The sequence below is a fragment of the Arthrobacter sp. R4-81 genome (genome assembly GCF_054792365.1).
Window position 1 is genome coordinate 3,576,327 of sequence record NZ_CP096445.1, and the last position, 23,804, is coordinate 3,600,130.

Consider the following 23,804-nt stretch of genomic DNA (forward strand, 5'->3'; position numbering starts at 1 on the left):
GAGCCAAAGGTCGGCCTCCAGCTACGCCGCATGCAGATTCAGCGGCAGCAAGGGCTCCCTCCCAAGTGACCAAGCGTGGGCCGATCTCCTTACAGTCGTTTCCGAACCACGACGACGATACTGTCCATCAACGGGTTGTGGCCACCGACGGATACCCCGGCCCGCTGGCCGCGAGATCCGCCTCGTCGCTTATGTTGACGGACGTGGATATGGCATGACTGTCTTGTTCAGCGCGTGGTACGCGGAGTTGCAGTGGACCTTGGCCTTCTTTGCGTGAATAAGAGCACATCTTGCGTGTCACGAGCAGTCATGAGTCGAGATCGAGGTGGAAAACACAGGCAATATCGCGGGACGTCTCACAAATACCCATTAGTCTGAACGTCAACCGTTCCGTCACCACGCAAGGAAACCAGATGCCGTCTGCCACTAACGTTCGGGGTACCGGGAAGAAGATAGTCGCGTTGTGCGGACAGGTAGGCTTGGAGCGGGGAATTGATCTGGCTCTCGAACTGGTCCATGCAAGGTGGAGTGCACGCTCTCTCAACGACCTCTGGGCCAAGTCGACAATGGAGTTTGACGCTGCCGAGCGGAAGACACTTTCCCGGGCCGGATCGTTCAATTACGAGAACACGTCCAAGCTCATGGCGCATTTGGGCGTAGAGAATGTCAACTTCCCCTTCGCCCCTCAAGTGGCACGTGAGATTTACCTGCTCACAAGTCACGGGGAAGCCACGGATTCCGAGCTACGCCAGTTGTTGCACGAGCTCTTCGAGTGGCTCCTTTCGATGAAGCTCTCGAAAGTAAGTCTCGCTGGCCTCCAACACATAACGTCCGAAACACATGCCCGATTACTGGCAGCTTTGGCCGTCCCGACCGCGTCCGTTTTTGACCCGGCTTGCGGCATGGGCTCCGTTCTTCTCGAGGCTGCTAGAAGCGGCAGCCGAGAATTGTTCGGGATGGAGATCGATCCAGCAGTGGCCCGCCTGGCACGGATGAGACTTGAACTTGCCGGCCATTCTGCTGAGATCCGTGTCGGAGACGCCCTGCAAGAAAGCTGGCCTCGACATGTCGAAACTATCGTCATTGACCCCCCATACGGCATCAAGAGAACGGGTCTTCAAAGCCCCCTTGAATCGCAGTTGGAGAAGACGATCGGAAGAAATCTCGAGACATCGTGGGTCATGAAAACGGTTCACGACTTGGCAGAGGGACAGCAGGGCCTACTGCTCCTTCCACTTACTACCACCTTCGGTTCTTCGGGGGAGTTCTTGATTGGCTCTCTCCTTGATGTGGGATGCATTGAAGCGGTGGTGCGTCTTTCTGCTGCGGATGGAGGACGGTCAGGAATGCTTCTTTCGCTGTGGGTGCTACGCCGGCCATCTCGCCACGTGGACAGCCGAGAAGTCTTGATGATTGACGGGGACACAATTAGCTCGCCCCTCACCGGGTCGCGCGGACTCGCCGAAGAGTCAATCAACGTGATCGCGGATGTCTTCCGTCGGTGGCGTGCTGATAGCGGCAAGCCAAGCGACACCACGATTGCAAAATCCGTTCCTTACGCGCACATACACCGCGAAAACGTATTGGATCCCGCAAGATACCTGGACAAGAACCCGAATTCGCGGGGTCCTCGGCTCGTTGCTCCCGTACATCTTCTCAGCGAATTACGTGTATCCAACTTCAAGGCATTTGGCCGGTCAACTAGCGTCCCATTTAGGCCCCTGACCCTGCTATACGGGAGGAATTCCTCAGGTAAATCCTCTGTACTCCAGGCCATCCAGTTGTTGCGGCAGTCACTCCCTGAGGACTGTCTCGTAACTCAAGGACAACATACGGATGCTGGATCGTTCAGAACGTGCGTCCATAACCATGATGTGGATAGGGCGATCCACATCGGGCTAACTTTTGGGAATAATCCCGCCGTCACAATCCGGGACGGAGACCCCTCTCCGGCGCTAATACGGCGCGTGGATTACTCTTTCTCGATGGGCGGCAATCAATGCGCGGACAGAGTTGACGCTAAATACTCGCTAGGCTCCGCGGCCTTTGGTTACCAAATCAAGCCTGCTCATGAGGACGAGAGGGCAGCTAGTGAGCTTTCGCTGGATATGCATCAAATTCAGCAACTCATGAACATCGTGGCCGACGCAGATAGCACCTATGCATCCCGGCCGCAACGAAGCAGTCACGCCAGCAACGGAGCCGTGACCAGGCTGCTCAAGAAAATAAACCTGGATGGGATAGACGTAGCAGCCGACGGATTGGTTCCCGGGACAAGCATTGCGACCGACCTATCAAGGGGCGGCGTTACAGAACGGGAGCTGACCACAACCGAGTCGTACGTCCGCAAGGGGCTTAAGCTTGCAGCGGGAATCGGGCGGGAACTCGTAGAAATTCTTGGTCCCATGTCGTACCTGGGTCCTCTTCGCCAAGCACCACAGCGCGTACATGTTCGGTCAAACGCGGCTGACGCGAGTAGCGAACTGGCGTTGTCACTCTTCGACAACCGCTCCGAGCAAGTTCAGATCTCCGCTTGGATGCAGAAAATAGGCATTCCCTACGAGTTAGAAGTGCTGGCCCTAGATGCGGGAAAGGGATCCGACATTTTGGGAAACCCCTTGGCTATCTCCCTGACGGACAAACGCTCTGGAGTCATCCTGAGCCCATCTGATGTTGGGTTCGGTGTTAGTCAGGTGCTCCCTATCCTCGTTGAGCTATCTGCCCGACAGAGCAGCCTCATTTGTATCGAGCAACCCGAGATCCACCTGCATCCAGCAATGCAGTCCGAGATGGCGGACTTACTGATCGAATCGATCGACCCTACCGGGCGGGCAAACCAAGTAATTGCGGAGACCCACAGCGAGCATCTGGTTTTGAGAATACAACGAAGAATCAAGGAAAGAGCCTTGGATCCGGAACTAGTATCGATCCTCTACGTCGACCAAGATGACGAGGGAGATGCCATTGTTGTTCCGCTGCGAATCGACCGTGAGGGTGACTTCGTCGATCCTTGGCCCAACGGATTCTTCGAGGAACGCCTCGACGAAGTCTTTGCGAGGCTCTGATGCTTGCCAACGTTGCCCTCTCACCGCATGCCATTCGGGAACTTTCCGATTTCGGTACTGCCTCAGTGGTCCGAAGCTTGAATCGGACCCTTCGCGACACCTTGAGTGCCCACGGGTCCCTTCACCTGGCAAACGCCTCTGAGAAGGAGAAACTTCTATCCCTCCTGAAGGGCGACACCGGAGTGCCACCTCATGAGGTGGCTGCGTGGAAGGAGACGATTCTTTCTCTCGTGGATCAAGGACGTCTCCGCGTTGGTCGACCTGATGTGCCATTCGGAATGGGTGACATCTCCAGTCTCGAACAACTGGCTACCTTGGCGGAACTTCACCCCGAATGCCCCGTCTATGTCCTTACCGAGGGCCAACTGGATCTCCTATTCCCGGGACGACGTGAAGGACGCTCTCCGGACAGTGCGATCTATGTGTCGGGCGTGTCCATCGGTGAGGCCGAGGCTATCGCCACGCTGACTGACGCCGCGCAGCGGGGTAATTTCCCGCGCGGCTCGAAGAGAGACGATTTCTGGGACCAGGTTCTGGCGCCATTGGCACGGTCCGCAAAGAACATTAGCATCCTCGATCGCTACATTTTGAAGGGGATGCAGACCCGCGAAGACAATCGTCCTCAGTCCAACCGTTGGGATGAAGACGTTCTCACTTGGCTGCTACGCAAGATCGATTGCGTCGAGGGCCCCGCTGTGGAAGTTGACATATGCGCGGGCATCGGCCGACAAGGAACACCGCACACTCCCGCATACGCACTGGCACTACTCCGCCGCTCATGGAAGCCCGGAGACCGCACTCGAATCACAGCCATAAATCTGCACGTTGGCGAGTGGGAACGCCCCGACGGCTGGCTCCCGCATGACCGCCATATACGTTTCGGCAAGGTGAGCGTAGTTGCCCTTCCGGGCGGCCTCGACAGACTCAGTAGCCACACGGTGAGGGATTTGGATGGAATGAATTGGACATATAAGTGGAACGTCGATCAGGCTCAGAGTTTCCGTAGCGCCGAGGCCAGAGTCCGGAAGGCACATCCTAGGTTGACCTGCACACCGTGATGGGTGTAGCTACGGGCAGATGCTCGTCGAGATGGCCTACTGGCCAAATTGTGCCAATTGCCAGCAGCAATAGTTTGGGCGTGCCTTTCTGCACTTCTGGCAATCACGACCATAGAAGTGAGGTCCGCACTCGACCCGCCGCAACATAAGCGACATTAGGGTGTGCCTTTTGGGCGTGTTAAAAGGATTCTGTCCCGAGGCTTCCATGTGTTCCAGCCAGGGATCTCTCTATCGAGGGCTGTGCGCTGGTCTTTGGGCATGGCATCCCTAATGGCCTCTTGGCGGCGCGAGTGCAGCCATACTCCTAACACCCGTTCATGTTCGGAAGCACTGGCTCGGTGCCTGGGCCACCGCTGGTTCTCGACTCTGAAGGTCCTGAGCTGGCCAAGCCTTTGCTCCCAGCGCTCGGCATCGATCCGTGGACGCTGATTAGCCGCCCAATCAGGTAAGCCTGCCATAAGGTCCTGCTTCGCTTGGCTGAGTGTCCCCGCCTTAAGACGCGCTCGCTGATCCGTCAGCCAACGGGCTAAACGACGGGCTACATGATCAGGATTCTTCGAGGTAGGGTAGCGCCCATGCTTATCCCGGAACTCCTTAACTCCTTCCAAATTGGCCTGCCATACTTTGCCAATTGGATGCGTTTTCGAGGCGGGTAAATTCCTATCATGAGCCGTTCTCAAACTCGGATCGCGCTGCTTCTGTATGTGGATATGTCTATCAACCGTCCCACGCACCACCCCACAAAGCTCTGCAATCTGCTTAACAGTTAGCCCCTGCCGATACATCAGGTCCCACTCAGGATGTAGGGAGCCAGAAACGCCGGTCATGGGTAAAAGACTACAAGGGGGAAAGTGAGTCTTAGCCGCTAACGCTCCACCAGTGGTGAAAGTAGATGTTGAGGCGGCGGACAAGATGCTCGGTGGGCCACGTTGTACATCTCAGTGACATCCACCTGACTCCCTCACCGATTGGCTGCCACTAGCCATCAATCATGAGATATCAGACAGTTTGGTTCTGAGACATCGGAGACCGAAACCCGTGAGCCACGGGAAGCCGGCTATCCACAGGGGAAGCTCTGTCCCGTCGCCCTCGGCCCGGAGGCGCAGCGCGAGTTGGGCCAGGAGCGCGGAAGCCCATACCAGCAGGAAGGTCGAGCCCACGATATTGAGGACGGGTAGGACCATCTCGGGAAAGCCAATTGAATGTCGCGATGGTTCATTCGCCAGCCATCGATCTTCTCAACCAAGGCGGCTTGATAAAAGTGAACCCGACTCACCTACGGGACGTTGTTCGGTAGCAGAATGAGAGCCATTGGGACTTGCAGCTAAACACCTGCAAGGAAACCGGTTACGGACATACTTAGATCGCACCGAAAGGCCAGGGACAATCAGTAGTACTCGACTTCTCCTCCACCACCAGTCCACTCACACTTGGTGCAGCGCAGATATCCATAGCCGGTCTCGCGTCTGGGATCAGGCACTGCAAACTGTTCCATTTCACCGATGCCAGCACCACAATCGGGGCAACCAGCGTAGGGACCATAGCCTTCGCTAAAAGCAATGTCGATACCCCACGTATCCAAGGTGCTCTGCACCGCTTTAATTAACCGTGCTCCGTGCTCCAGCCCGAGAATTTCCCGAGCAATCCTCTCTCGAGCGGCCTCCGTCCGGCCATCGATGTACTTCTTGTAGGCGAGCGTGGTTGGCAATGGGGTGTCATCCAGCACGACGATTAGAAAGCGCTCCTCCTCGACCCGAAATTTACCCCACGCGGCTTGCCTTTCTGCTGTCACCCAATTCGACTCTGCTGCGGTTGACGACCAAAAAAGAACGAACACGTCAACTGTTTCGAGTGCCGCTTCGATTCGTCCAGGTATCACCTCGCCATTGAGGATGCTCAATTCGTCGAAAAAAGGTTCTGCGCCCATCAACATCAGTTCGCCCTGCACCAGACGGACAATTGGCTTATCGTCACTCTGGTGCGACAAGAAGATCCTCTGCATCCTGCAATCCTAGTGTTAGACCCTCCTGGAGCTATTACCTGAGGCGTTGGAAGCCGCTAGACCGCGAGTCGTCCATAGTGCGTTAACTCGTGGTTGAAGACCAGAAACTTTTCCAAGTGAGCGCTTGCAACGAATGACCGAGCGAGCCTCTCGGATGAAATGGTCCTACCGGAAGAGCTGTGTACGGGTTTCTCGGACCACTAGAGATTCTGGACATATCCCGTTGCTAACGTCGAGATTTCCCCTACCATCAGCCGGCGGTAGGAACCCTTTGGCTTTGACAGTCCTGCCGCGCTGTTGCCAGCCGCTATCTTGACGCTGTCCGGATTGGCGGCAGCCATCTCGCCCAGAGCCCACATCACCAGAATGATGAGCGTGCCGGCTACGAGGTAGGAGATCAGCACGGATCCCCGCAACGCTCAGCGTTGCGGGGTTCATCTACCTATCGTTTGGCAAGGCGCCCGTCCCTCACAGCACCTTGGACAGGAACGCCTTGGTCCTTTCCTGCTGTGGGTTGCCCAGCAGCTCGCGTGGCGGACCTGACTCCACCACTACGCCGCCGTCCATGAAAGCTATGGAGTCCGCCACTTCCCGGGCGAAGCCCATCTCGTGGGTCACCACGATCATGGTCATACCGCTCGTTGCCAGTTCCTTCATCACGTCCAGTACTTCACCGACCAGCTCCGGGTCCAAGGCACTGGTGGGTTCATCGAAGAGCATCAGCTTGGGGTCCATGGCCAGCGCACGGGCGATGGCCACGCGCTGCTGCTGCCCGCCGGACAGGTGCGCCGGGTAGTGATCCGCCTTGTCCCCGAGCCCCACGCGCTCCATCAGCTCCCTGGCACGCAGGGTGGCCTTGGCTTTCGGAACGCGTTTGACCCGCATTGGCGCCTGGATGATGTTTTCCAGCGCCGTCATGTGCGGAAACAGGTTAAAGCGCTGGAACACCATCCCGATGTCCCGCCGCTGGAGCGCCGCTTCCTTGGGCCTGAGCTCATGGAGTTTCTCGCCCTTTTGCCTGTAACCCACCAGCTGCCCCTCCACGAAGAGGCGGCCGGCGTCGATCTTTTCCAGGTGGTTGATACAGCGCAGAAACGTCGACTTGCCGGAGCCGCTGGGCCCCACCACGCACAGCACCTCGCCGGTCTGGACTTCCAGGCTGACACTGCGCAGAACATTGTTTGAACCGAAGCTCTTCGAGACCCGGTCCGCCTGGACCATTGGTGTAGTGCTCATCCCTTGCCTCCCATTTCGTTGCCGAGCGGCGCCGCCGTGACAGCCGCCACCGCGGGGTCCATGTCCGCCACCGGGCCCGTTTGCCGCCGTCCCGTGCCGCGGGAGAACCGCTTTTCGATGAAGTGCTGGCCCACCATGAGGACCGAGGTGAACAGCAGATACCAGATGGACGCCACGATCAGCAGCGGGACCGGCGTAAAGGTCACCGCGGAGATCCCGCGGGACACCCCGTAGAGGTCGATGCTGAGGGGAATGGCCGCCACCAGCGACGTTGTCTTCAGCATGGAGATCACCTCGTTACCGGTGGGCGGAATGATGATCTTCATGGCCTGGGGCACCACTACATATCGCATGGTCTGCCCCCAGGACATCGCGAGCGCGGTCGACGCCTCCTCCTGCCCTTCATCCACGGACAGCAGCCCCGCGCGGACGATCTCGGACATGTAGGCGGCCTCATTGAGCGCCAGCCCGATCACCGCGGTGATGAAGAGGTTGGTGAACACGCCGTTCTCAATGGTGATCCACGGCTCCATGAACGGTATCCCGATGGTGAACACCGGGTAGATCAGCGCCACGATGCCCCAGAACACCAGCTGGACGTACACAGGGGTCCCGCGGAAGATCCACAGATACAGCCAGGCGATGCTCTTGACCACCGGGTTGGGCGAGAGCCGCATGATGGCCAGGAGAAGCCCCAGGATGATGGCGGCGATCATGGACAGGACCGTGAGCGCCAGCGTCACCCACGCCGCCTGGCTGACCCGGCGGTCGAAGATGTACTTGCCCACGTCCGCCCAGCCGTAGTCGGGCCGCTGGGCGGCGTCCACGATGAACAGCGCGATCAGAAACACCAGCACGACGGCGATCGAGATCCGCCAGGGGTGGCGCAGGGGAACCGCCACAATGGCGTCCCCCTGCGTTTCAGTTTCGCCTGTGGCGGGATTCGGCCGGGTCGCCTCGGCAGGCTTGGAAACAGTCACCTGGTTACCCGTTCGACGACGCCACGTTCAGCGCCGCCGTCTTCACGCCGCCGCTTTCCACGCCCCACTTGGACAGGATCCTGGTGTAGGTGCCGTCGTCGATCAGGGCCTGGAGTGCCTTCTGCAGCACAGGGGTGAATTCGCTGTCCTTATCCACCGGGATGCCGTACGGGGCCACTTCGAAAGCGTCCCCGGCGGTCTGCAGCTTCTCCTTGGTCTGGGAGATCGCATACAGGGTGACGGGCGAGTCGGCGCTCATCGCGTCCACCTGGCCGACAACCAGGGCGTTGGTGGCCTGGTCCTGGGCGTCGTACTTGAAGATCTGGATGGCAGGCTTGCCGGCATCGGTGCAGGCCTTGGACTTGGCCGGCACCTCGTGGGTGTCCTCGTACGTGGTGGCCTGCACTGCAACCTTCAGCCCGCAGGCATCGTCCGGGTCCACGGTCTTGCCCTTCAGCGAGGCCCACTGGATACCTGCCGAATAGTAATTGACGAAGTCCACCTGCTTTTCGCGTTCCAGCGTGTCAGTGAACGATGACATCCCCATGTCGTCCTTCCCGGCCTTGACGGACGGGAGGATGTTGTCGAACGTGCCGATATCGAAGTTGACCTTCAGCCCGAGCGACTCGCCCAGCGCCTTGGTGAGGTCCACCGACCAGCCGGCCGGGGCGCCGTCGGCATCTTTGAACTCGTTGGGCGGGTAATTGTTGGCCATTCCCACATTCAGGACGCCCGCGGATTTCATTTTCTCCGGAAGCAGGGCCGCGAGCTCCTCGTTCTTTGGCACGGCTGCGTCTGCGGCGGCGGATGCTTTATCCGCGGCGGGAGGGGCGCTGTTGTCCACGCAGCCTGTCAGCAGGAGTGCTGTTGCCGCGGTCAGGGCAGGGAGTACGTATCTGGTGCGCATGTGGATCCTTAGATTGGTTGAGTTGAAGGTCCGGCACCGCGAGGCTTCTGGGTGCGAGGCTCAAGGGTGCGATTTCCTCTGATTGCTGGAGCAAGTCAGGAATTCAGTGGGGCATGATGGCGCCATCGGAACGGACGGCATGACGCACGTCGCGGATAACTTCCGGGCCTCTGGCCTTCAACTCGGAGATAGTGGATACGCCTACCAGCGTCATGGTACGCCTCAGTTCGTCGGCGAAGATGTCCAAAACGCGGGTGACTCCCTGTGATCCTGCCGCCACGAGTCCGTAGAGATAAGGTCTGCCGATGGAGCAGGCGTCAGCCCCCAAGGCCAGGGCCTTCAGGATGTCACTACCGCGGCGGATTCCCGAATCAACGTAAATTTCGATCCCGTCCCCCACACGTTGCCGCGATTCCTGGAGGACATCCATGGGGCTGAGCATGTGATCCAGCTGGCGGCCGCCGTGGTTGCTCAGCTGCACAGCGTCCAGTCCGATTTCGGCCGCCCGGGCAACGTCATCGGGGTTGACGCATCCCTTGAGGATGATCTTGCCCGGCCATGCCCCCCGCAGGCTTTCCAGTTCATCCCAGCCGCTACTCGCGTCGGAATGACCCAGAATCTGCTGCCACATCGACGGCGTCACTACCGTTGACACTGAACCGCCCGGAGACAGGTTGGGAAAGCTGATGCCCTCCGCCTTGAGGAAGTTTGCCCACCACGCCGGACGCCTGGCGATGTCCATCACTGTTGAAAGAGTTAAAGCCGGCGGCGCCGTGAAGCCGTTGTGCAAATCCCTCTCCCTGGATCCGAGGGCACGCGTGTCCACTCCCACGATCAGTGTGCGGTAGCCGGCCGCCAGGCAGCGGGCCAGTTTGTCCTTCCGGGCTTGGGAATCGGGGGTGACACCGAGGTTGAACCAGCGGTCCAGCGCAGGAAAGTCCGCGGCAATGGTTTCCATGGGCACAGTGCTCAGAGCCGCCAAGCCGTAGGGGATCCCGGCGTGTTCTGCTGCACTGGCGACGGCGTGCTCCCCCTCCGGGTGGAAGAGCCTGGTGGCGCCGGTGGGAGTGAGCGTCAGGGGCAGGGCGCTCGCCTTGCCCAGCAGCGTGGTGGAAGTGTCCGGCCCGGTCACCGGTCCCCAGCTGGGCATAAGCCCCCACGAATCAAACACCGTCCGGTTACGCCGGAGCGTCACCTCGTCCTCCGACCCTCCTTCCAGATAGTCGAAGATGCCCGCGGGCAGCACCTGACGCGCCGCCTGCCGATACTGCTCCACGTTGAACGCATGAGCCAGCACCCGGCGTTTGCGTGAGAACACGGGCGGCCTCATCTGGACGAGCTGCCTGGCATCACTGAATTTCAAGGGGCGCCTTTCGGTTGACGGGCTTGCGCTATGGTTCAGCGTAGGAAGATCGCCGTGTCCGAGCTATGGATAATCCAACGAATCGAGGACACCTTTATTAGGACCAAGTACCAAGGTCAATCAGGGCATGCCGCTGCGTCCCGGCCTGCTGGTGCGAGCCATGCCCTGCCCACCCTCGCGGCCTTGGCCACTGCGGTGGGTTCGGAGTTGGTGAGCCTGGTGGACATGCCGGCGGACGACGGGCAGATTGTGGCGGGTTCGGTGTTCTACGACTCCACCGCCAAACCCGCGGCCTTTCCCAACGCCTTGGCTCTGGCCATAGGGCTATCCCTTACGGGCAAACGGCTTGGCATCCGGCTGGAGGAGCTGAAGGCAGCCGGGTACGTGGGGCTCGTTTACAAAAGGAACGGAGCACCGGATCACGCGCTGCGGGAGCTGGCGCGGCCATTGGGACTTGCCCTGTTCCGGGCCTCGGACTCGGTGCCCTGGACCCACCTCAGCGAAATCATGGACGCCGCCATCGACACGCATCTCCACGCAGGACGCACGCTGGTGGATATCCGGCCGGGAGACCTCTTCGATTTGGCCAACACGGTTGCCGCCCAGGCCGGGGGCGCTATCGCCATCGCGGACCCGGCCCAGATGGTGCTGGCCTATTCAACGCTCCCGGACCAGCCCATCGATGAGACGCGCAGGACGGCAATTCTGCAGCTGCAGGTTCCGCACTCGGAAGAGAACGACGCCGACTACCGCCGTGTGCATGCGGCGTCCGGCGTGGTGGAGGTGGCCACCGCGGAACCAGCGCTCACGCGCTCGGCCATTGCCATCCGGGCAGGCGGCACGGTCCTGGGCTCGCTGTGGCTCCTCAGATCGCTTGAGAACGTCGGGGCGGAGGTCGAAAGAGTCCTGCAGGATGCTGCCAATGTTGCCGCGCTGCATATCCTGCACCGGCGGACCAGCTATGTATCCAATCTGTCACGGCAGATTGATCTGGTGAAGCCGCTGCTGTTCGAGCCGGAACAGGTGGAACTGACCGCAATGAAGCTGGGCATTTCTGCGTCCGAGGTGCGGATTGCTGCGTTGAGCACTTGGCCGCCAGAAGTAAAGGCGCCCGAATCCCTCCACTCCAGGCTGCGGCTTTTTGACGTGATCCGCACCGCCTGCGCTGTCCGCCTGCCATCTGCGGTCTGCGGCCTGGTAGACAACATCGTGTATATCGTCCTCCCCCAGACTCCCCAATCTTCCCCGGAGTTCCAGCGGAGTGCCGTCCTGCGCATAGTCCAGAATGCCGCGCGTCAGTTGTCCCGGCCAGTACTCGCTGGGCTGGGAATTACCTCGCCCATCGACGTCCTCGAAGATTCCCGGATCAATGCCGAAGCGGTTCTCGCGGAACTGCTCCGCAACGTGGACGAGGGACGCATCCAGACGGAATCCGACGACATCGTTGCGGATAACGAGTCGCTGGGATCCAGACTTTATCTGCGGCAGATCGTCACGGCGTTGACCGCATCCGGCCAGCTGCCGGGGGCTCTGGCCGCGAAGATCGCCAAGTACGACGCCACCGGCAAGAAGTCGTTCGAGGAAACGCTGCGGGTCTACCTGGACTGCGGCGGAAATGCCATTGTGGCTGCCGAGCGTCTGGGGCTCCACGTCAATACGGTCCGCTACCGCCTGTCCCGCGTGGGGGCTCTGTTCGGAGTCAACCTTGACGATCCGGAGACGCGGCTGCTTTTGTGGCTCCAGCTCTGGGCACGGCACAACTGAGGCCTGCGATGCGGACGCGTCAAGCTAGGGTCTTGCCCTCACGACGTTAAGCAGCATGAATCGGACCGGTGGCGGGAACCAAGCCAGCGCAGAAAATGGAAGTATCGCTGCGAACGACAGGCAAAGGGGCAGGGCGTCGAAACGCGGGCGCTGGACGTCTGCTGGCAGTTACGAAAGCTGACTGCGGTTGGCGCAGCAGTCGCCGTCGGACTCGAGGAAACGCTGGGAAGCGCGGCCGCTTCCTCTTTGTACGCATGCGCTTGAGGGGAAACGTCTGCGATGTCATTCTCATGCTATCGGATGCGATCTCGGGGACAAGGTGTAGCATCCGATCTACGGGCATCTACGCCCGTGACGCTTATTGGGGGAAGCGAACATGCTTGCAACTGTCGGCTGGCGCCATGTACCGCCTCTGCGCCGCGCGATTCACACCGAATTCCCTCCATGCGCGTCCATCACCGCACCCACCCCGCACGATCCGCATCGCACGTCGGTCAGGTGTCCTCTGAAAGGACTCTCATGAGCCACCCCAGCCTCTCCCCCTACCCGCCGACATACGGCTATGGGCAGGTGCAGCAGAGCAACAAGTCTTTCCTCGTGACTTGGTTGCTGTCCCTTTTCCTCGGCGTTCTCGGCGTGGATCGGTTCTATCTTGGCAAGGTCGGGACCGGCATCGTGAAGCTGGTCACCTTCGGTGGTCTGGGAATTTGGGCCCTGGTCGACCTGATCCTGGTGCTGGCGAACAAAACCCGCGATACGCGGGGTCTTCCGCTGGAGGGTTACGACAAGCACAAGAAGGTGGCCTTGATCGTCACCGCCGCCGTCATCCTCCTGAGCATTATCTTCAACCCCGGCCGCGGCGGGTCTGGGGCAACTTCCGCCTCAGACGTTTCCACTGTGAATGGCTCCGTTGCGGCCACCTCTACTGCCATGGCGACGCCCACCAAGGATCCCGCCGTGGCAGCCGCCGAAGCTGAAACGGCTGCTAAAGCGAAGGCTGATGCCGACGCAGCTGCCAAGGCCAAGGCAGAGTCTGACGCAGCTGCCAAAGCTGAGGCGGACGCGGCGGCTAAGGCCAAGGCTGAAGCGGACGCCGCTGCAAAGGCTCAGGCTGAAGCTGAGGCCGCTGCCAAGAGGGGGACGATCAGTCAGCAGAACGCTCTGAGTAAAGCTGCTGATTACCTCGATTACAGCGCCTTCTCGCGCACCGGACTGATCGGGCAACTGGAGTACGAGAAGTATTCGGCCGAGGACGCGACCTGGGCTGTGGACCGCGTGACCGTCGACTGGAACGAGCAGGCAGCCAAAAAGGCCAAGGATTACCTCGAATACTCCTCGTTCTCGCGTTCCGGGCTGGTCGACCAGCTGCTCTATGAGGGCTTCACCCCGGAGCAGGCCGAGTACGGAGTGAGCACGACGGGTCTCTAGCGGTCTAGCTCAGTTCCATTTGTGATGGCGTCGACGCCGTTGCCGCCCTTGGAACTGCGCCACGGGATACTTGCCTGCCTTCGCGGCCGAAGACCCATGGACGCTGGTCTCTAACAACTTCGCCATTCGTGCTCGTCAGCCTCCCAAGAGTGTCCGAACTCGCAAAGGTGCGGCAGAGGCATCGATTTTTGCTGAAACATAATGAGGGGAATTCATATGAAACTCACTACAACTTTGGCCAGCGGCGCACTCCTGTGCTTGGCCCTTTCGAGCTGCGCTGCGGGGTCTCCACAAGCAGTTCCGACTGTCACGCACACCGTCACGCAGACGGCCATGGCAACAGTGACGGCGACCGCCACGGTAACAGCTGAACCTGTTGCTCCTGCCATCGTGCCGGCCCCAGCGCCGGCTCCTGCTGCTCCAGCGACTGCGATTATTCCTGCCAACGCTGCGGGAATGAATGCGGAGGCACTTGACGATGAGCTATCGGCGCTGGGCTTCAAAAAAGTCGTTTACAACTCTGACAGCGGCAAGACCGTGCTATTGCTCAGTAACTGGACAGTTACTGGGATTGACAACGCAGGTGCGGAACAAGACGTCGACAAGGCAGTAGTAGTTCACGTAACGAAGTAGTTTCCACGCCCTCCCGAGGTAACGATTCTTGAGGACAGGACTGCGGGCGCTGTATGCCGAGACTAGACTCGGCTGGTTGCAGCCACGTTGCCCTTCCTGCTGTTCTCATACCGGTGGGCTCGCCGTTGTGTTTCCACAGGCGGCCCTCTTCGCCCATGAAGTAGACGCCCTGACCGGCCCTCTGGACGAGGACTGGGTCCGGAATTCATTGTCCTGGCTTCCCCTAGTGCATGAGGTTCCCCGTGATTCATTGAGGACCGGACGCGCGACGGTCTCAGGATGCCGGCCCACGCGTGGAAAGGCATCCTGAAAGGCCTGTGCACGACGACCCGCAGGGAAACCGGAACCATCCACGCTCCCACGCTGATCCTGTGGCGCCTAGGATAACCTGCTTGCACGCACCGGCCAGCAAATTCTGGCGGACCGAATAGCGGGCTCGGAGTTGAACGTCTACCCCGACGTCGCTCACATGGTTCCGTGGGAGTGCCCCGATCAGGTCGCGCAGAACGTGACAACGTTCCTCAGTTCCCTCGACTAAGACCAGCGCGGCTTCCGGCCAGTTGCAGCCCTTCTCCACTAGGAGCATAATGGTTAGCGTAGCTAATTAGCACTGCTAAGCATTCCGCAGAAGGAGCAGCGGCATCATGAGCACCACCGAAACGTCGAACACGGAGCCCAGAGACAGCATTAAGCCAGACATCCTGGCCATCGACCTTCGGACTGCAGTGATGCGCACCTCCCGCAGACTCCGAGTCGAGGCAACAGGCGACGTCATCACACCCGGCCAATACACGGTCCTGGCCCAGCTCAACGCCAACGGCCCGCAAACCCTCCGAACCTTGGCCGAACGCGAACACGTGCAGGCGCCCTCCATGACCAGAATCGTCAATGCCCTCACGGACCAGGGATTTGTCACCCGGACAGCCCACCCCGACGACGGCCGCCAGATCCAGGTGGGAATCACCCCGGCCGGGGAGTCTGTCCTGGCTGAGGCCCGCGAACAGCGCACAGCGTGGCTGGCCCAGCGCGTCGCTGGCCTCAGCGCCGAGGACCGCGAAATCCTCAGTCGCGCAGCACACATCATGCAGGAGATGGCCGGCAAATGAGCGCCATGTTCCGAGCCCTGGAGAACCCCAACTACCGCATCTGGGCGAGCGGGGCACTGGTTTCCAACATCGGAACCTGGATGCAGCGGGTGGCACAGGACTGGCTGGTCCTGACGGTCCTCACCAACCATTCGGGCGTCGCCGTCGGCATCACCACGGGCCTTCAGTTCCTTCCCATGCTGCTGCTCGGACCGTACGGCGGTGTACTGGCCGACCGCTACCGCAAGCGCACCATCCTGCTGTGGACCCAGCTGGCCATGGGCCTGTGCGGGCTGGCCATCGGACTCCTGGTGGTGACCGGCACCGCCCAGCTCTGGCACGCCTACCTTGCCGCCCTCTGCCTCGGGCTTGCCAGTGCGATTGACGCACCGGCACGCCAGTCCTTCGTCTCCGAACTCGTGGGACAGGACAAAATAGCCAACGCCGTGGCCCTGAACTCCGCTTCCTTCAACACCGCCAGGCTCACCGGCCCCGCCATCGCTGGTGTCCTGATCGCCTGGGTGGGCACCGGACCGATATTCCTCCTCAACGCGGCCAGCTTCGCCGCCGTCGTCATCTCGCTGTTCCGGATCCGCGCGGCGGAACTGGCTCCTAGCTCCCCCGCGATGCGCGGCAAGCACCAGGTTGCCGAGGGAATCGGCTACGTGCGGCGCCGCCCCGATCTGGTGCTGATCCTCGTCCTGGTGGGCCTCCTTGGAGCGTTCGGTATGAACTTCCCTATTACCAATGCACTGATGTCCACTACCGAGTTCGGAGTTGGGGCAGGCGAGTTCGGGCTTTTGGGCTCCATCATGGCGGTCGGTACGCTGGCCGGTGCGCTGTTCGCTGCGCGCAGGGCGGGGCCACGGTTGCGGTTCCTGCTCGGCGGGGCGCTGGGGCTGGGGTTCTTCACGCTGGTTGCCAGCGTATCGCCGTCGTTCTGGCTCTATGCAGCAGTCCTGATCCCTGTGGGCCTGGCGTCCATCACCTTCCTGAACAGTTGCAACACCAGCATCCAGCTCTCGGTGGAGCCGCAGTTCCGGGGGCGCGTGCTGGCCCTGTACCTGGCCGTGCTTCAGGGCGGGACTGCCTTGGGGGCTCCCCTGATGGGATGGATCGGCACCGAATTCGGCGCGCGCTGGTCTGTTGCCGCCGGCGGCATCATCGTCCTGCTGGCCGGCCTGGCCGCCGTGATCGTGGTCAGCCGGAGGAACCGGCTCACCTTCCGGGATGCGCTTCGGGTCGCGTTCAGCCGGAACAACCAGCCCGCCGTTTAGGGATCGACGGCGACCCGCCAGCTGGGCGCCTAGCTCAGAGGGGTGGCAATGGCCCCCTCCCGGGCGGAAAATTGGAATCCAAGGCTGGAGCGAAAGAGGCGGCTGGAAAGGAACCATCGCCGTTCCCCGTGGGAAGGGCGGGCAATGGACAATTACGAGGGATTCATCGAGCGGCTCGACTCTGCCACCGCCAATCTCGAGAGGCGGAGGGACCTGCTGGATAGGTCCCTGGACGTCGTGCAGGTACTGTTCAAGCAAAACATTACCGGCCTTCAGCTGTGGAGCCAGCGAAGAGGGCGCGTCAGCGATTTGCTGGACAGTTACGGCGGGAAACCAGCCGGATACCGCGCCCTCGGCGAGCTTAACGACGCCGCCGTCAAGATGGAGACCCTGTTCCGGAACCGGACGCGACGGATCGATGAGCACATGGCCGTAATCCGCGAGCGCTCCAACATCATTGATAATTCGCTCGGCGAATTGGAGAAAAGCAGGGCGAAGCTCCACTCGTCCCGAATCGTGTCGCAGGACAGGGAAAATCTCAACAAAGCCATCGCGGAGCTCTCCGGCACCCCTGACAGGGCCATCAGCTCTGTGCCCGACGCCGGCCTGCGGGATGCTCTTCAGGAAGCGCGCCAGGCCATCATCCTGGCCGAGGCACTATTGGAAGTTAAAGGAATCCAGTCATGACGCTTTCAACACCCGAGCGGAGAGTCCTCGCCGACTTCACATCCGAACAGTGGATCGGGAGGCCAGGCCAGAACGCTTTCAGCCGGTTCATCGGAAACGGCCTGATGGGCCTGGTGGTGTGCTTGCTCCTGATGATCCCCGTTCCTTTTCTCAGGAACCCCGGAGCTCTGATCCTGTTTACCGTCCTATTTGCAGCCCTCTTCACAACCGTGACGGTCAGAACCAGATTCTCCAATGAAAACCAGTTCCTCCAGGAACTGATAGCCGATGTGAACGAGACCATCCTCCAACTCACCGGCAACCCAAAGGACCAACTGTCAGTCGAAGACTTTCAGGAGCTGATCGAGACGGGGAACAAACTCCCGCTGACCATCAACGGGCTCTCGGGAATTGACCTCCGCGTCATCCAGAAACGCACGCAGGATGCTCGGGATCCTGCTGCAAAGTGGGATCCAAAAGTCACCACAACAACCCGTGTGGTCCTAACCATCACTCCGCCCGATTACGGGATCGAGAGCTTCGACCGTTTACTGGCTGCCGCCAAAGATATGTGAGCGGTTCATGTGAGCATGGCCCGGTCCGCCGTCATCGCGGCCAGCCACAGGAACCGCCGGTTGGGATAATGGATTCATGACCGATCAGGATCAGGACCGGGACCCCTGGGAGGAGTTCGACAGGCTTAAGCCGGCCGCCCCCGACCGTGTGCCAGGCTATCCCGGCGGAGAGCCGCTGGGCTTTGGCTTCCGGACCGGCGTGCGCAGTGCAAGCGTGGCCTTCGGCTTCGCCATCTATGCGCTGGCCCTCGGAACCGCACTGGTCCTCACCGGCGTCGTTGTCTTCATTAGCCAGGGCCAGTGGCCGCTGCTCGGACTGATGGTGCTGATCGAAGCCGTCTTCGTCCTTGGGTTCATCCGGCTCGTAAAGCAGGCCCGCAACCGTCGCTGACCCAAGTAGCCCCTCCCGCAGGCAACGAGTGCCGGGGTCGGGGATCGCTCAACCCACCCACCACGCCTATGTACTCCGCGTTCTGAAGAGCGTAGTTTCTGAAACGGAATCGATGGCGCCATCACGATTAGGGGGTCGACAATGGGGAAGTCGGCGCCGTACATTGCTTCACTCACCCTGGCCGTTGGCCTGTGCAGCTGCACGTATGAGTATCCCGGCCCTCAGGAAACTTCAAGGGCCGCTGCGTCATCAGCTGCACAGACCGCTGCGCCGGTCGGCACGGGATCGTCACCGATTGCAGGAGCGGAGCCGACAACCTTCACAATGGACCCCGGATATGTCCCCGGCATGTGGGGCGACTTAGCCGGCGACGGCGGAGTCAGGGTTCTGGAGGAACGCGGGCTCACATATCGGGTGCTTGAGTATCTGGGCCCGGGCAGCGGCTATGGCAACGGCAGGGACGTGGACCTCAGTACAGGGCTTCAAGGGTGGGACATCCTTTATACGATTCCCGGATCCGGAAGGAACGTTGATGTGAAGGCCGCGAACCGGTAGAGATCTTCGTCATGCGATCAACACCATCCCCGGCTGAAACTCCTCCCGCACCTCCGTCGCAGCCATAAAGCTCAGGCCGTGCCGCGCCCGCGGCATCGCGCCAGAAGGGCGCGCTCGGCCAGACCGGACGCGCCCTCCAAGCGCTGAAACCCGCAGTGGTTACAGCGCCGGAATCAGTCGATGAGCACCTTGGCGCGCTCCGCCTCAGGGAACCGCACGTCGTAGCAGGTCAACAGCCCGAACCGCCCCCCTGGGCTCGAACACCACAGGGGCCGTGGACGGGCCGGGCTTGATGAAGGTGGAATAGCCGAAGCCCTGCGCGTCGAGAAAGTGGATCTTCCGGTCCGGTGACCGACCTCCGGCAAGGTTGAGGAAGCCGTGGAGATCGCCCGGAAGTACGTCCTGCATGGCGCATGTTTATGGGCTTGTGCAGGGAGGAGACGAAACTAAAATTGACTATATGGTTTTTCATGAAATAGCAAGTTTTTCTTATCTCTCACAGTGATGCCATGACCATACCAGGGCCCCCAGGGGCAAGCTCAGAGCAGACTGCACCCCGGCAGCAACATGCAAAGAAGCAATTAAATGTCGTCGGGCTTATCGCGCTAATTACCGCGGTTCTAGGGTTCATATTCGCCTGTATGCCTGGCGCTCTCATCGTTGGCTGGGTATTGCTGCCGATTGCGTTCATTTTGGCTATTGTCTCCCTCTTCGTCAAAGACAAACCCAAGGGGATGGGCATCGCGGCTCTGATTGTCTCGATTGTGGGAACGATCGTCGGATTCGTCGTCTTCTTTGCCGTTGTTGGATCGTCATTTGACAACGCAATCGGCAGTGGCGACACCACAGTCGCACCGCCGTCCGGCGATCCGGGTTCTAGTGCCGAGGCGACAGAAAAGGATGCAGGCGCCGAAGCGGGAACTCGGGAAAACCCTTCTCCGCTAGGTTCGGTTATCGAGTCTGACGATTGGCGAGTTGTGATCAACTCGGTCACCCTTGCCGCGTCCGATGCAGTAATCGCAGCCAACCAGTTCAATGACCCACCCGCTGAAGGGTCGGAATACATTCTGGTCAACTACTCCGTCACGTATATCGGCGATGACCCTAACGGGCAAAGGCCCTCCTCTGTCTCAGTCGATTACGTCACTGCAGATGGACGAACCATCACCAGTTTCGACAAGTCTGTTGTTGAACCAGAGGCGATCAATACCTCGAACATTCTCTACAAAGGTGGGACCGAAACAGGAAACACCGCCTTTGAAGTGCCAAGTGCCACAGCAGGCCAAGGCGTCCTCGCTGTCAGGGCGGGCATGCTGGGCGAAACGGTTTTCGTAGCCGCGCAGTAGCCCTCAGGGACAAGTCCAATACCGAGCCATATCAGTTGAGCCGTTTCTGGAGAGCTGCGTCCCTTATCGCGAACAAGGCGCGGCCAACAACTTGGTTTCGCCCATTGCGCCTGATCATAAAATGTAGTCAATGTACCGGATCCCAGGCCCGGCATGCGCGCAGAAGGGGCGCGCCCGGCCAGACCGGACGCGCCCTCCAAGCACGCAACGCGAAGCGGTTACAGCACCAGACTCAGTCGATGAGCACTGATTGCTTGTCACAGTCCGGAGATTCGACAGCTGGCGCAACCTTCCCCGACCGGTGGTTGAGCCAGTTAGCCACCGCCAGAAGCGCTACGAGTCCGAAAGTGCTCAGGAGCTGGGGACGGGAATCCTCGCCGATGAAGCCCACCGTGAATATCGCAGCCAGGATCAGGAGACCGAAACCCGTGAGCCACGGGCAGCCGGCCATCCGCAGGGGAAGCTCAGTCCCGTCGCGGTCGGCCCGGAGGCGCAGCGCGAGCTGAGCCAGGAGCGCGGACGTCCACACCAGCAGGCAGGTGGAGCCCACAATGTTGAGCAGGACGGGAAGGACCATCTCGGGGAAAGCCAACTCCAGCACAACCGTGACAACACCGAAGGAGACGCTGGCCAGGACCGCAACAACCGGAACCCGGGCCTTGGACACCGAAGCGAGCAGGCTTGGTGCTTCGCCCCGCTCGGCGAGGGAGTAGGCCATCCGGGAGGCACCGTAGAGGTTGGCGTTGAGCGCGGAGAGCAGCGCTGCGACGGCCACCAGGGTGATGGCGGCGGCTGCGCCGGGCATACCCGCGGCCTCCAACACGGCGGCAAACGGGCTCTTCAGCCCCGTCGACCCCACGGGAACCACCGCCGCGATAATGAAGATCGCACCGATGTAGAACACCAGGATGCGCCACAGTACTGTCTGGACTGCTTTCCGCACGCTGCGGGCCGGTTCCGCGGTCTCAGCTGCCGCCACGGACACAATCTCGGTGCCGCCGAAGGCGAAAGCCACCACGAAGAGTGCAGTGGCAATCCCGGCAAAACCGTTGGGAGCGAATCCGTCTCCCATGAAGTTGGCCAGCCCCGGCGATTGAACGCCCGGCAGCCAGCCGAAGAGCAGCGCGGCGCCGACGAAGAGGAACGCGACGATGGCCGCCACCTTGAGCAGCGCGAACCAGAACTCGAACTCGCCGAAGTTCTTCACACTGGTGAGGTTCACTGCGGTGAGCACCACGATGAACACGAAGGCCATAAGCCACACCGGCAGCCCGGGGAAGATGGTGGACAGCAGGCCTGCTGCGCCCAGCGCTTCCGCGGCGATGACAACCACCAGCTGAAGCCACCAGAGCCAGCCCACAGTGGCACCAGCTACCGGCCCGTAGGCCTTGGCGGTATAGACGGAGAAGGCACCGCTGTCCGGATTGGCGGCGGCCATCTCGCCGAGAGCCCACATCACCAGGATGATGAGCGTTCCGGCGACGAGGTAGGAGATCAGCACGGCCGGGCCGGCAGCCTGGATACCTGCGCCGGAGCCGATGAAGAGGCCCGCGCCGATGGCGCTTCCGAGCCCCATCATGGTGAGTTGGCGGGGTTTGAGGGCGGCGCCGAGTGCACGGCGGCCAGACGTCGTTGTCTGTTGTTCCATGGGGATTCCTCTGGTTGTTGGGGAACGGAATTGGTTTGAGGTCAGGAGTTTGTCAGGCGGTGTGGGCTTCCAGAATGCGGAGCACACGGTCATTGGATGCGGGGCTGGCAACGGTGATCCGGACGCCGTCGCCCTGGTAAGCCCGGACCATGATGCCCGCCCGGTCAAACGCGTCCAGCAGCTTCGCCTGGAGGCGGTCATCCGCACGGATCCACAGGAAGTTTCCCTGGCTCGCCTGCAGCTTCCAGCATTGGGCTTCCAGCTGCGCGGCCATCCGTGCGCGCTCCCGCTTGACGGCGGTCACCCGGGCTTCCATCTCCTCCCCCGCGTCCAGCGAAGCGATGGCCGCCTTCTGGGCCAGCGCGCTCACCGCGAAGGGAAGGGCGGTCCGGCGCAGTCCCTCAGCGATGGCTGGCGCCGCCACGGCGTATCCCACGCGCAGGCCGGCGAGTCCGTAGGCCTTCGAGAAGGTGCGCAGGATGGCGACGTTCGGGTACCGGCGGTAGAGCGCCAGGGAACCGGGACCGCTGCCCGCTTCGGCGTATTCCACATAGGCCTCGTCGATCACCACGAGGATGTCGGAGCGGACGGATTGCAGGAAGGCCTCGATACGTTCATGGCTGATCGGGACGCCGGTGGGATTGTTGGGGGTGCAGAGCAGGATCACCTTCGTGCGGTCAGTGACGGCCGCGGCCATCGCATTGAGGTCGTGGCCCTCAGCATCGTCCAGCGGAATACGGACCGGCCGGGCGCCTGCAAGCTCAACCAGGATGGGATACGCCTCGAAGGAACGCCAGGCGAAGATCACCTCATCTCCGGCATCGCAAAGGCCGGTGATGATCTGCTGGAGAACGCCGACGCTGCCGGGTCCCACCGCGACCTCTTCGGCGGTGACGCCGAGGTGGCTGGCAATCCGTTCACGGAGTTCGACGGCGGCCATGTCAGGGTAGCGGTTCATGGAACCCGCCGCTGCGGCCACCGCAGCGGCGGCAGCGGGAAGCGGCGCGTAGTGGCTTTCGTTGCTGGCGAGGGCTGCGATGTCCGTGCCGGCGCTGCGCCGGCCCGGGACATAGGGCGGAAGGCCGACGACGGCGTCACGAAGGGTCGGAAGCGCTGTCTCCGGTGCGGTCAGGAGCTGATCACGGGTCATGAAGATCGATCATGAGAGTGACCTGCCCCACATTGCAAGATACCCTCTACCCATTGGGACTTCTGCTCAACTTCTACTTTCTACGGTGAAAATATGACCACCCCGAACCCCCGCACGCTGGATTCTCTCGATGGCAGGATCATCCTGGCCCTCGACAAGGATCCCGAAGCCAGCGCCCTGGCACTCTCCCGGACGCTCGGCGTCGCACGGAACACTGTCCACGCCCGGCTGGCACGACTGGAGCGCAGCGGCGCACTCCGCTCCTTCAGCCGCAGGCTGGATCCCGCCGCGCTGGGCTATGACCTGATGGCCTTCCTCTCACTGTCCATAAGCCAGACCCGGACAGGCTCGGTGGAAGACGGGCTCGCCGCCATCCCGGAGGTCATCGAGGTCCACGCCACCACCGGGGACGCGGACCTCATGGCCAAGGTGGTGGCACGAGGTACGGCCGATCTCTACCGCATCACCAACCAGATCCTGGAAATCGACGGGATTGAACGGACCAGCACGGCCATTTCCATACTGGAACTGATGCCACCCCGCTACGACGGCCTCCTGAGCCGGCTCTCGAAGCAGGAATCCGGCCCTTCCGACTAAGCACGGGTGATGCACACCACATCTGGGCGTATTTTCAGTTGTGCCTCCAACTTTCTGCCAATTGTCCCAATCAAAATC

Annotated in this window: 23 protein-coding genes; 13 read left to right on the plus strand and 10 right to left on the minus strand. The window is 61.0% G+C overall.

Annotated elements, in window-relative coordinates; all coding sequences use genetic code 11:
- The first annotated feature begins 413 nt into the window (after positions 1-413).
- Both M1E05_RS16500 and M1E05_RS16505 read left to right on the plus strand, forming a co-directional pair.
- The gene (locus tag M1E05_RS16500) at positions 414-3,065 is read left to right on the plus strand and encodes a DUF3696 domain-containing protein (RefSeq protein WP_461163596.1); all 2,652 of its coding nucleotides are present in this window, start codon (positions 414-416) and stop codon (positions 3,063-3,065) included.
- Positions 3,065-4,123: a hypothetical protein gene (locus M1E05_RS16505; RefSeq protein ID WP_461163597.1), complete on the plus strand. Its 1,059-nt coding sequence runs from the start codon at positions 3,065-3,067 to the stop codon at positions 4,121-4,123. Before M1E05_RS16500 ends, M1E05_RS16505 begins: the two co-directional genes overlap by 1 nt.
- 155 nt (positions 4,124-4,278) lie before the next feature.
- Here M1E05_RS16505 and M1E05_RS16510 read toward each other — a convergent pair whose 3' ends face one another.
- The 7 genes from M1E05_RS16510 to M1E05_RS16540 all read right to left on the minus strand — a co-directional run bounded on the left by M1E05_RS16510 (position 4,279) and on the right by M1E05_RS16540 (position 10,611).
- Positions 4,279-4,950: a helicase associated domain-containing protein gene (locus M1E05_RS16510; protein WP_461163598.1), complete on the minus strand. Its 672-nt coding sequence runs from the start codon at positions 4,948-4,950 to the stop codon at positions 4,279-4,281.
- Between the two features lie 560 nt (positions 4,951-5,510).
- Complete coding sequence (locus tag M1E05_RS16515; RefSeq protein ID WP_461163599.1) at positions 5,511-6,125, minus strand: toll/interleukin-1 receptor domain-containing protein; 615 nt, start codon at positions 6,123-6,125, stop codon at positions 5,511-5,513.
- Between the two features lie 200 nt (positions 6,126-6,325).
- Positions 6,326-6,529, minus strand: a complete 204-nt coding sequence (locus tag M1E05_RS16520; protein ID WP_461165312.1) for a hypothetical protein — start codon at positions 6,527-6,529, stop codon at positions 6,326-6,328.
- A 64-nt stretch (positions 6,530-6,593) separates the two neighbouring features.
- A complete protein-coding gene (locus tag M1E05_RS16525; protein WP_461163600.1) occupies positions 6,594-7,361 on the minus strand; it encodes an amino acid ABC transporter ATP-binding protein in 768 nt (255 codons plus the stop codon).
- The gene (locus tag M1E05_RS16530; RefSeq protein WP_461163601.1) at positions 7,358-8,341 is read right to left on the minus strand and encodes an amino acid ABC transporter permease; all 984 of its coding nucleotides are present in this window, start codon (positions 8,339-8,341) and stop codon (positions 7,358-7,360) included. Before M1E05_RS16530 ends, M1E05_RS16525 begins: the two co-directional genes overlap by 4 nt.
- 4 nt (positions 8,342-8,345) lie before the next feature.
- On the minus strand, positions 8,346-9,248 hold the full coding sequence (locus M1E05_RS16535; RefSeq protein ID WP_461163602.1) for an ABC transporter substrate-binding protein: 903 nt from the start codon (positions 9,246-9,248) through the stop codon (positions 8,346-8,348).
- Positions 9,249-9,351: 103 nt separating this feature from the next.
- Positions 9,352-10,611, minus strand: coding sequence for an alpha-hydroxy acid oxidase (locus M1E05_RS16540; protein WP_461163603.1), 1,260 nt, complete (start codon positions 10,609-10,611; stop codon positions 9,352-9,354).
- 54 nt (positions 10,612-10,665) lie between these two features.
- On the opposite strand from M1E05_RS16540, the gene M1E05_RS16545 reads away from it, so the two are divergent.
- The 9 genes from M1E05_RS16545 to M1E05_RS16585 all read left to right on the plus strand — a co-directional run bounded on the left by M1E05_RS16545 (position 10,666) and on the right by M1E05_RS16585 (position 18,985).
- Entirely contained in the window at positions 10,666-12,375 is a 1,710-nt protein-coding gene (locus M1E05_RS16545) for a PucR family transcriptional regulator (RefSeq protein WP_461163604.1), read from the plus strand.
- A 519-nt stretch (positions 12,376-12,894) separates the two neighbouring features.
- Positions 12,895-13,803 (plus strand): Ltp family lipoprotein, encoded by a 909-nt coding sequence (locus M1E05_RS16550; RefSeq protein ID WP_461163605.1) that lies wholly within the window; start codon positions 12,895-12,897, stop codon positions 13,801-13,803.
- A 216-nt stretch (positions 13,804-14,019) separates the two neighbouring features.
- Positions 14,020-14,436, plus strand: a complete 417-nt coding sequence (locus tag M1E05_RS16555; RefSeq protein WP_461163606.1) for a hypothetical protein — start codon at positions 14,020-14,022, stop codon at positions 14,434-14,436.
- Between the two features lie 644 nt (positions 14,437-15,080).
- Positions 15,081-15,542, plus strand: coding sequence for a MarR family winged helix-turn-helix transcriptional regulator (locus M1E05_RS16560; protein ID WP_461163607.1), 462 nt, complete (start codon positions 15,081-15,083; stop codon positions 15,540-15,542).
- Positions 15,539-16,798, plus strand: coding sequence for an MFS transporter (locus M1E05_RS16565; RefSeq protein ID WP_461163608.1), 1,260 nt, complete (start codon positions 15,539-15,541; stop codon positions 16,796-16,798). The genes M1E05_RS16560 and M1E05_RS16565 overlap by 4 nt, the downstream gene beginning before the upstream one ends.
- A 144-nt stretch (positions 16,799-16,942) precedes the next feature.
- Entirely contained in the window at positions 16,943-17,485 is a 543-nt protein-coding gene (locus M1E05_RS16570; protein ID WP_461163609.1) for a hypothetical protein, read from the plus strand.
- Positions 17,482-18,039: a hypothetical protein gene (locus M1E05_RS16575; RefSeq protein WP_461163610.1), complete on the plus strand. Its 558-nt coding sequence runs from the start codon at positions 17,482-17,484 to the stop codon at positions 18,037-18,039. The genes M1E05_RS16570 and M1E05_RS16575 overlap by 4 nt, the downstream gene beginning before the upstream one ends.
- Before the next feature lie 76 nt (positions 18,040-18,115).
- A complete protein-coding gene (locus M1E05_RS16580) occupies positions 18,116-18,430 on the plus strand; it encodes a hypothetical protein (protein ID WP_461163611.1) in 315 nt (104 codons plus the stop codon).
- Between the two features lie 141 nt (positions 18,431-18,571).
- Positions 18,572-18,985 carry a hypothetical protein gene (locus tag M1E05_RS16585; RefSeq protein ID WP_461163612.1) on the plus strand — a complete coding sequence of 138 codons (414 nt, stop codon included), beginning with the start codon at positions 18,572-18,574 and terminating at the stop codon, positions 18,983-18,985.
- Between the two features lie 204 nt (positions 18,986-19,189).
- Here the strand turns inward: M1E05_RS16585 and M1E05_RS16590 are convergent, their stop codons facing one another.
- Positions 19,190-19,393 (minus strand): hypothetical protein, encoded by a 204-nt coding sequence (locus M1E05_RS16590; protein ID WP_461163613.1) that lies wholly within the window; start codon positions 19,391-19,393, stop codon positions 19,190-19,192.
- Between the two features lie 233 nt (positions 19,394-19,626).
- Between M1E05_RS16590 and M1E05_RS16595 the strand changes: the two genes are divergently transcribed.
- Positions 19,627-20,331 carry a hypothetical protein gene (locus M1E05_RS16595; protein ID WP_461163614.1) on the plus strand — a complete coding sequence of 235 codons (705 nt, stop codon included), beginning with the start codon at positions 19,627-19,629 and terminating at the stop codon, positions 20,329-20,331.
- A gap of 232 nt (positions 20,332-20,563) precedes the next feature.
- On the opposite strand, the gene M1E05_RS16600 is transcribed toward M1E05_RS16595, so the two are convergent.
- Positions 20,564-21,979: an amino acid permease gene (locus tag M1E05_RS16600; protein ID WP_461163615.1), complete on the minus strand. Its 1,416-nt coding sequence runs from the start codon at positions 21,977-21,979 to the stop codon at positions 20,564-20,566.
- A gap of 52 nt (positions 21,980-22,031) precedes the next feature.
- A complete protein-coding gene (gene hisC, locus M1E05_RS16605) occupies positions 22,032-23,129 on the minus strand; it encodes a histidinol-phosphate transaminase (RefSeq protein ID WP_461163616.1) in 1,098 nt (365 codons plus the stop codon).
- Positions 23,130-23,222: 93 nt separating this feature from the next.
- Here hisC and M1E05_RS16610 point away from each other — a divergent pair, with 93 nt between their 5' ends.
- Positions 23,223-23,726 carry an Lrp/AsnC family transcriptional regulator gene (locus M1E05_RS16610; RefSeq protein ID WP_461163617.1) on the plus strand — a complete coding sequence of 168 codons (504 nt, stop codon included), beginning with the start codon at positions 23,223-23,225 and terminating at the stop codon, positions 23,724-23,726.
- The last annotated feature ends 78 nt before the right edge of the window (positions 23,727-23,804 follow it).

What these genes read in the sequence shown, in the direction of transcription:
- M1E05_RS16500 (WP_461163596.1), top strand. Translation starts at nt 414, where the DNA reads ATGCCGTCTGCCACTAACGTTCGGGGTACCGGGAAGAAGATAGTCGCG.
- M1E05_RS16505 (WP_461163597.1), top strand. Translation starts at nt 3,065, where the DNA reads ATGCTTGCCAACGTTGCCCTCTCACCGCATGCCATTCGGGAACTTTCC.
- M1E05_RS16510 (WP_461163598.1), bottom strand. Translation starts at nt 4,950, where the DNA reads ATGACCGGCGTTTCTGGCTCCCTACATCCTGAGTGGGACCTGATGTAT.
- M1E05_RS16515 (WP_461163599.1), bottom strand. Translation starts at nt 6,125, where the DNA reads ATGCAGAGGATCTTCTTGTCGCACCAGAGTGACGATAAGCCAATTGTC.
- M1E05_RS16525 (WP_461163600.1), bottom strand. Translation starts at nt 7,361, where the DNA reads ATGAGCACTACACCAATGGTCCAGGCGGACCGGGTCTCGAAGAGCTTC.
- M1E05_RS16535 (WP_461163602.1), bottom strand. Translation starts at nt 9,248, where the DNA reads ATGCGCACCAGATACGTACTCCCTGCCCTGACCGCGGCAACAGCACTC.
- M1E05_RS16550 (WP_461163605.1), top strand. Translation starts at nt 12,895, where the DNA reads ATGAGCCACCCCAGCCTCTCCCCCTACCCGCCGACATACGGCTATGGG.
- M1E05_RS16555 (WP_461163606.1), top strand. Translation starts at nt 14,020, where the DNA reads ATGAAACTCACTACAACTTTGGCCAGCGGCGCACTCCTGTGCTTGGCC.
- M1E05_RS16560 (WP_461163607.1), top strand. Translation starts at nt 15,081, where the DNA reads ATGAGCACCACCGAAACGTCGAACACGGAGCCCAGAGACAGCATTAAG.
- M1E05_RS16565 (WP_461163608.1), top strand. Translation starts at nt 15,539, where the DNA reads ATGAGCGCCATGTTCCGAGCCCTGGAGAACCCCAACTACCGCATCTGG.
- M1E05_RS16570 (WP_461163609.1), top strand. Translation starts at nt 16,943, where the DNA reads ATGGACAATTACGAGGGATTCATCGAGCGGCTCGACTCTGCCACCGCC.
- M1E05_RS16575 (WP_461163610.1), top strand. Translation starts at nt 17,482, where the DNA reads ATGACGCTTTCAACACCCGAGCGGAGAGTCCTCGCCGACTTCACATCC.
- M1E05_RS16580 (WP_461163611.1), top strand. Translation starts at nt 18,116, where the DNA reads ATGACCGATCAGGATCAGGACCGGGACCCCTGGGAGGAGTTCGACAGG.
- M1E05_RS16585 (WP_461163612.1), top strand. Translation starts at nt 18,572, where the DNA reads ATGGGGAAGTCGGCGCCGTACATTGCTTCACTCACCCTGGCCGTTGGC.
- M1E05_RS16590 (WP_461163613.1), bottom strand. Translation starts at nt 19,393, where the DNA reads ATGCAGGACGTACTTCCGGGCGATCTCCACGGCTTCCTCAACCTTGCC.
- M1E05_RS16595 (WP_461163614.1), top strand. Translation starts at nt 19,627, where the DNA reads ATGCCTGGCGCTCTCATCGTTGGCTGGGTATTGCTGCCGATTGCGTTC.
- M1E05_RS16600 (WP_461163615.1), bottom strand. Translation starts at nt 21,979, where the DNA reads ATGGAACAACAGACAACGACGTCTGGCCGCCGTGCACTCGGCGCCGCC.
- hisC (WP_461163616.1), bottom strand. Translation starts at nt 23,129, where the DNA reads ATGACCCGTGATCAGCTCCTGACCGCACCGGAGACAGCGCTTCCGACC.
- M1E05_RS16610 (WP_461163617.1), top strand. Translation starts at nt 23,223, where the DNA reads ATGACCACCCCGAACCCCCGCACGCTGGATTCTCTCGATGGCAGGATC.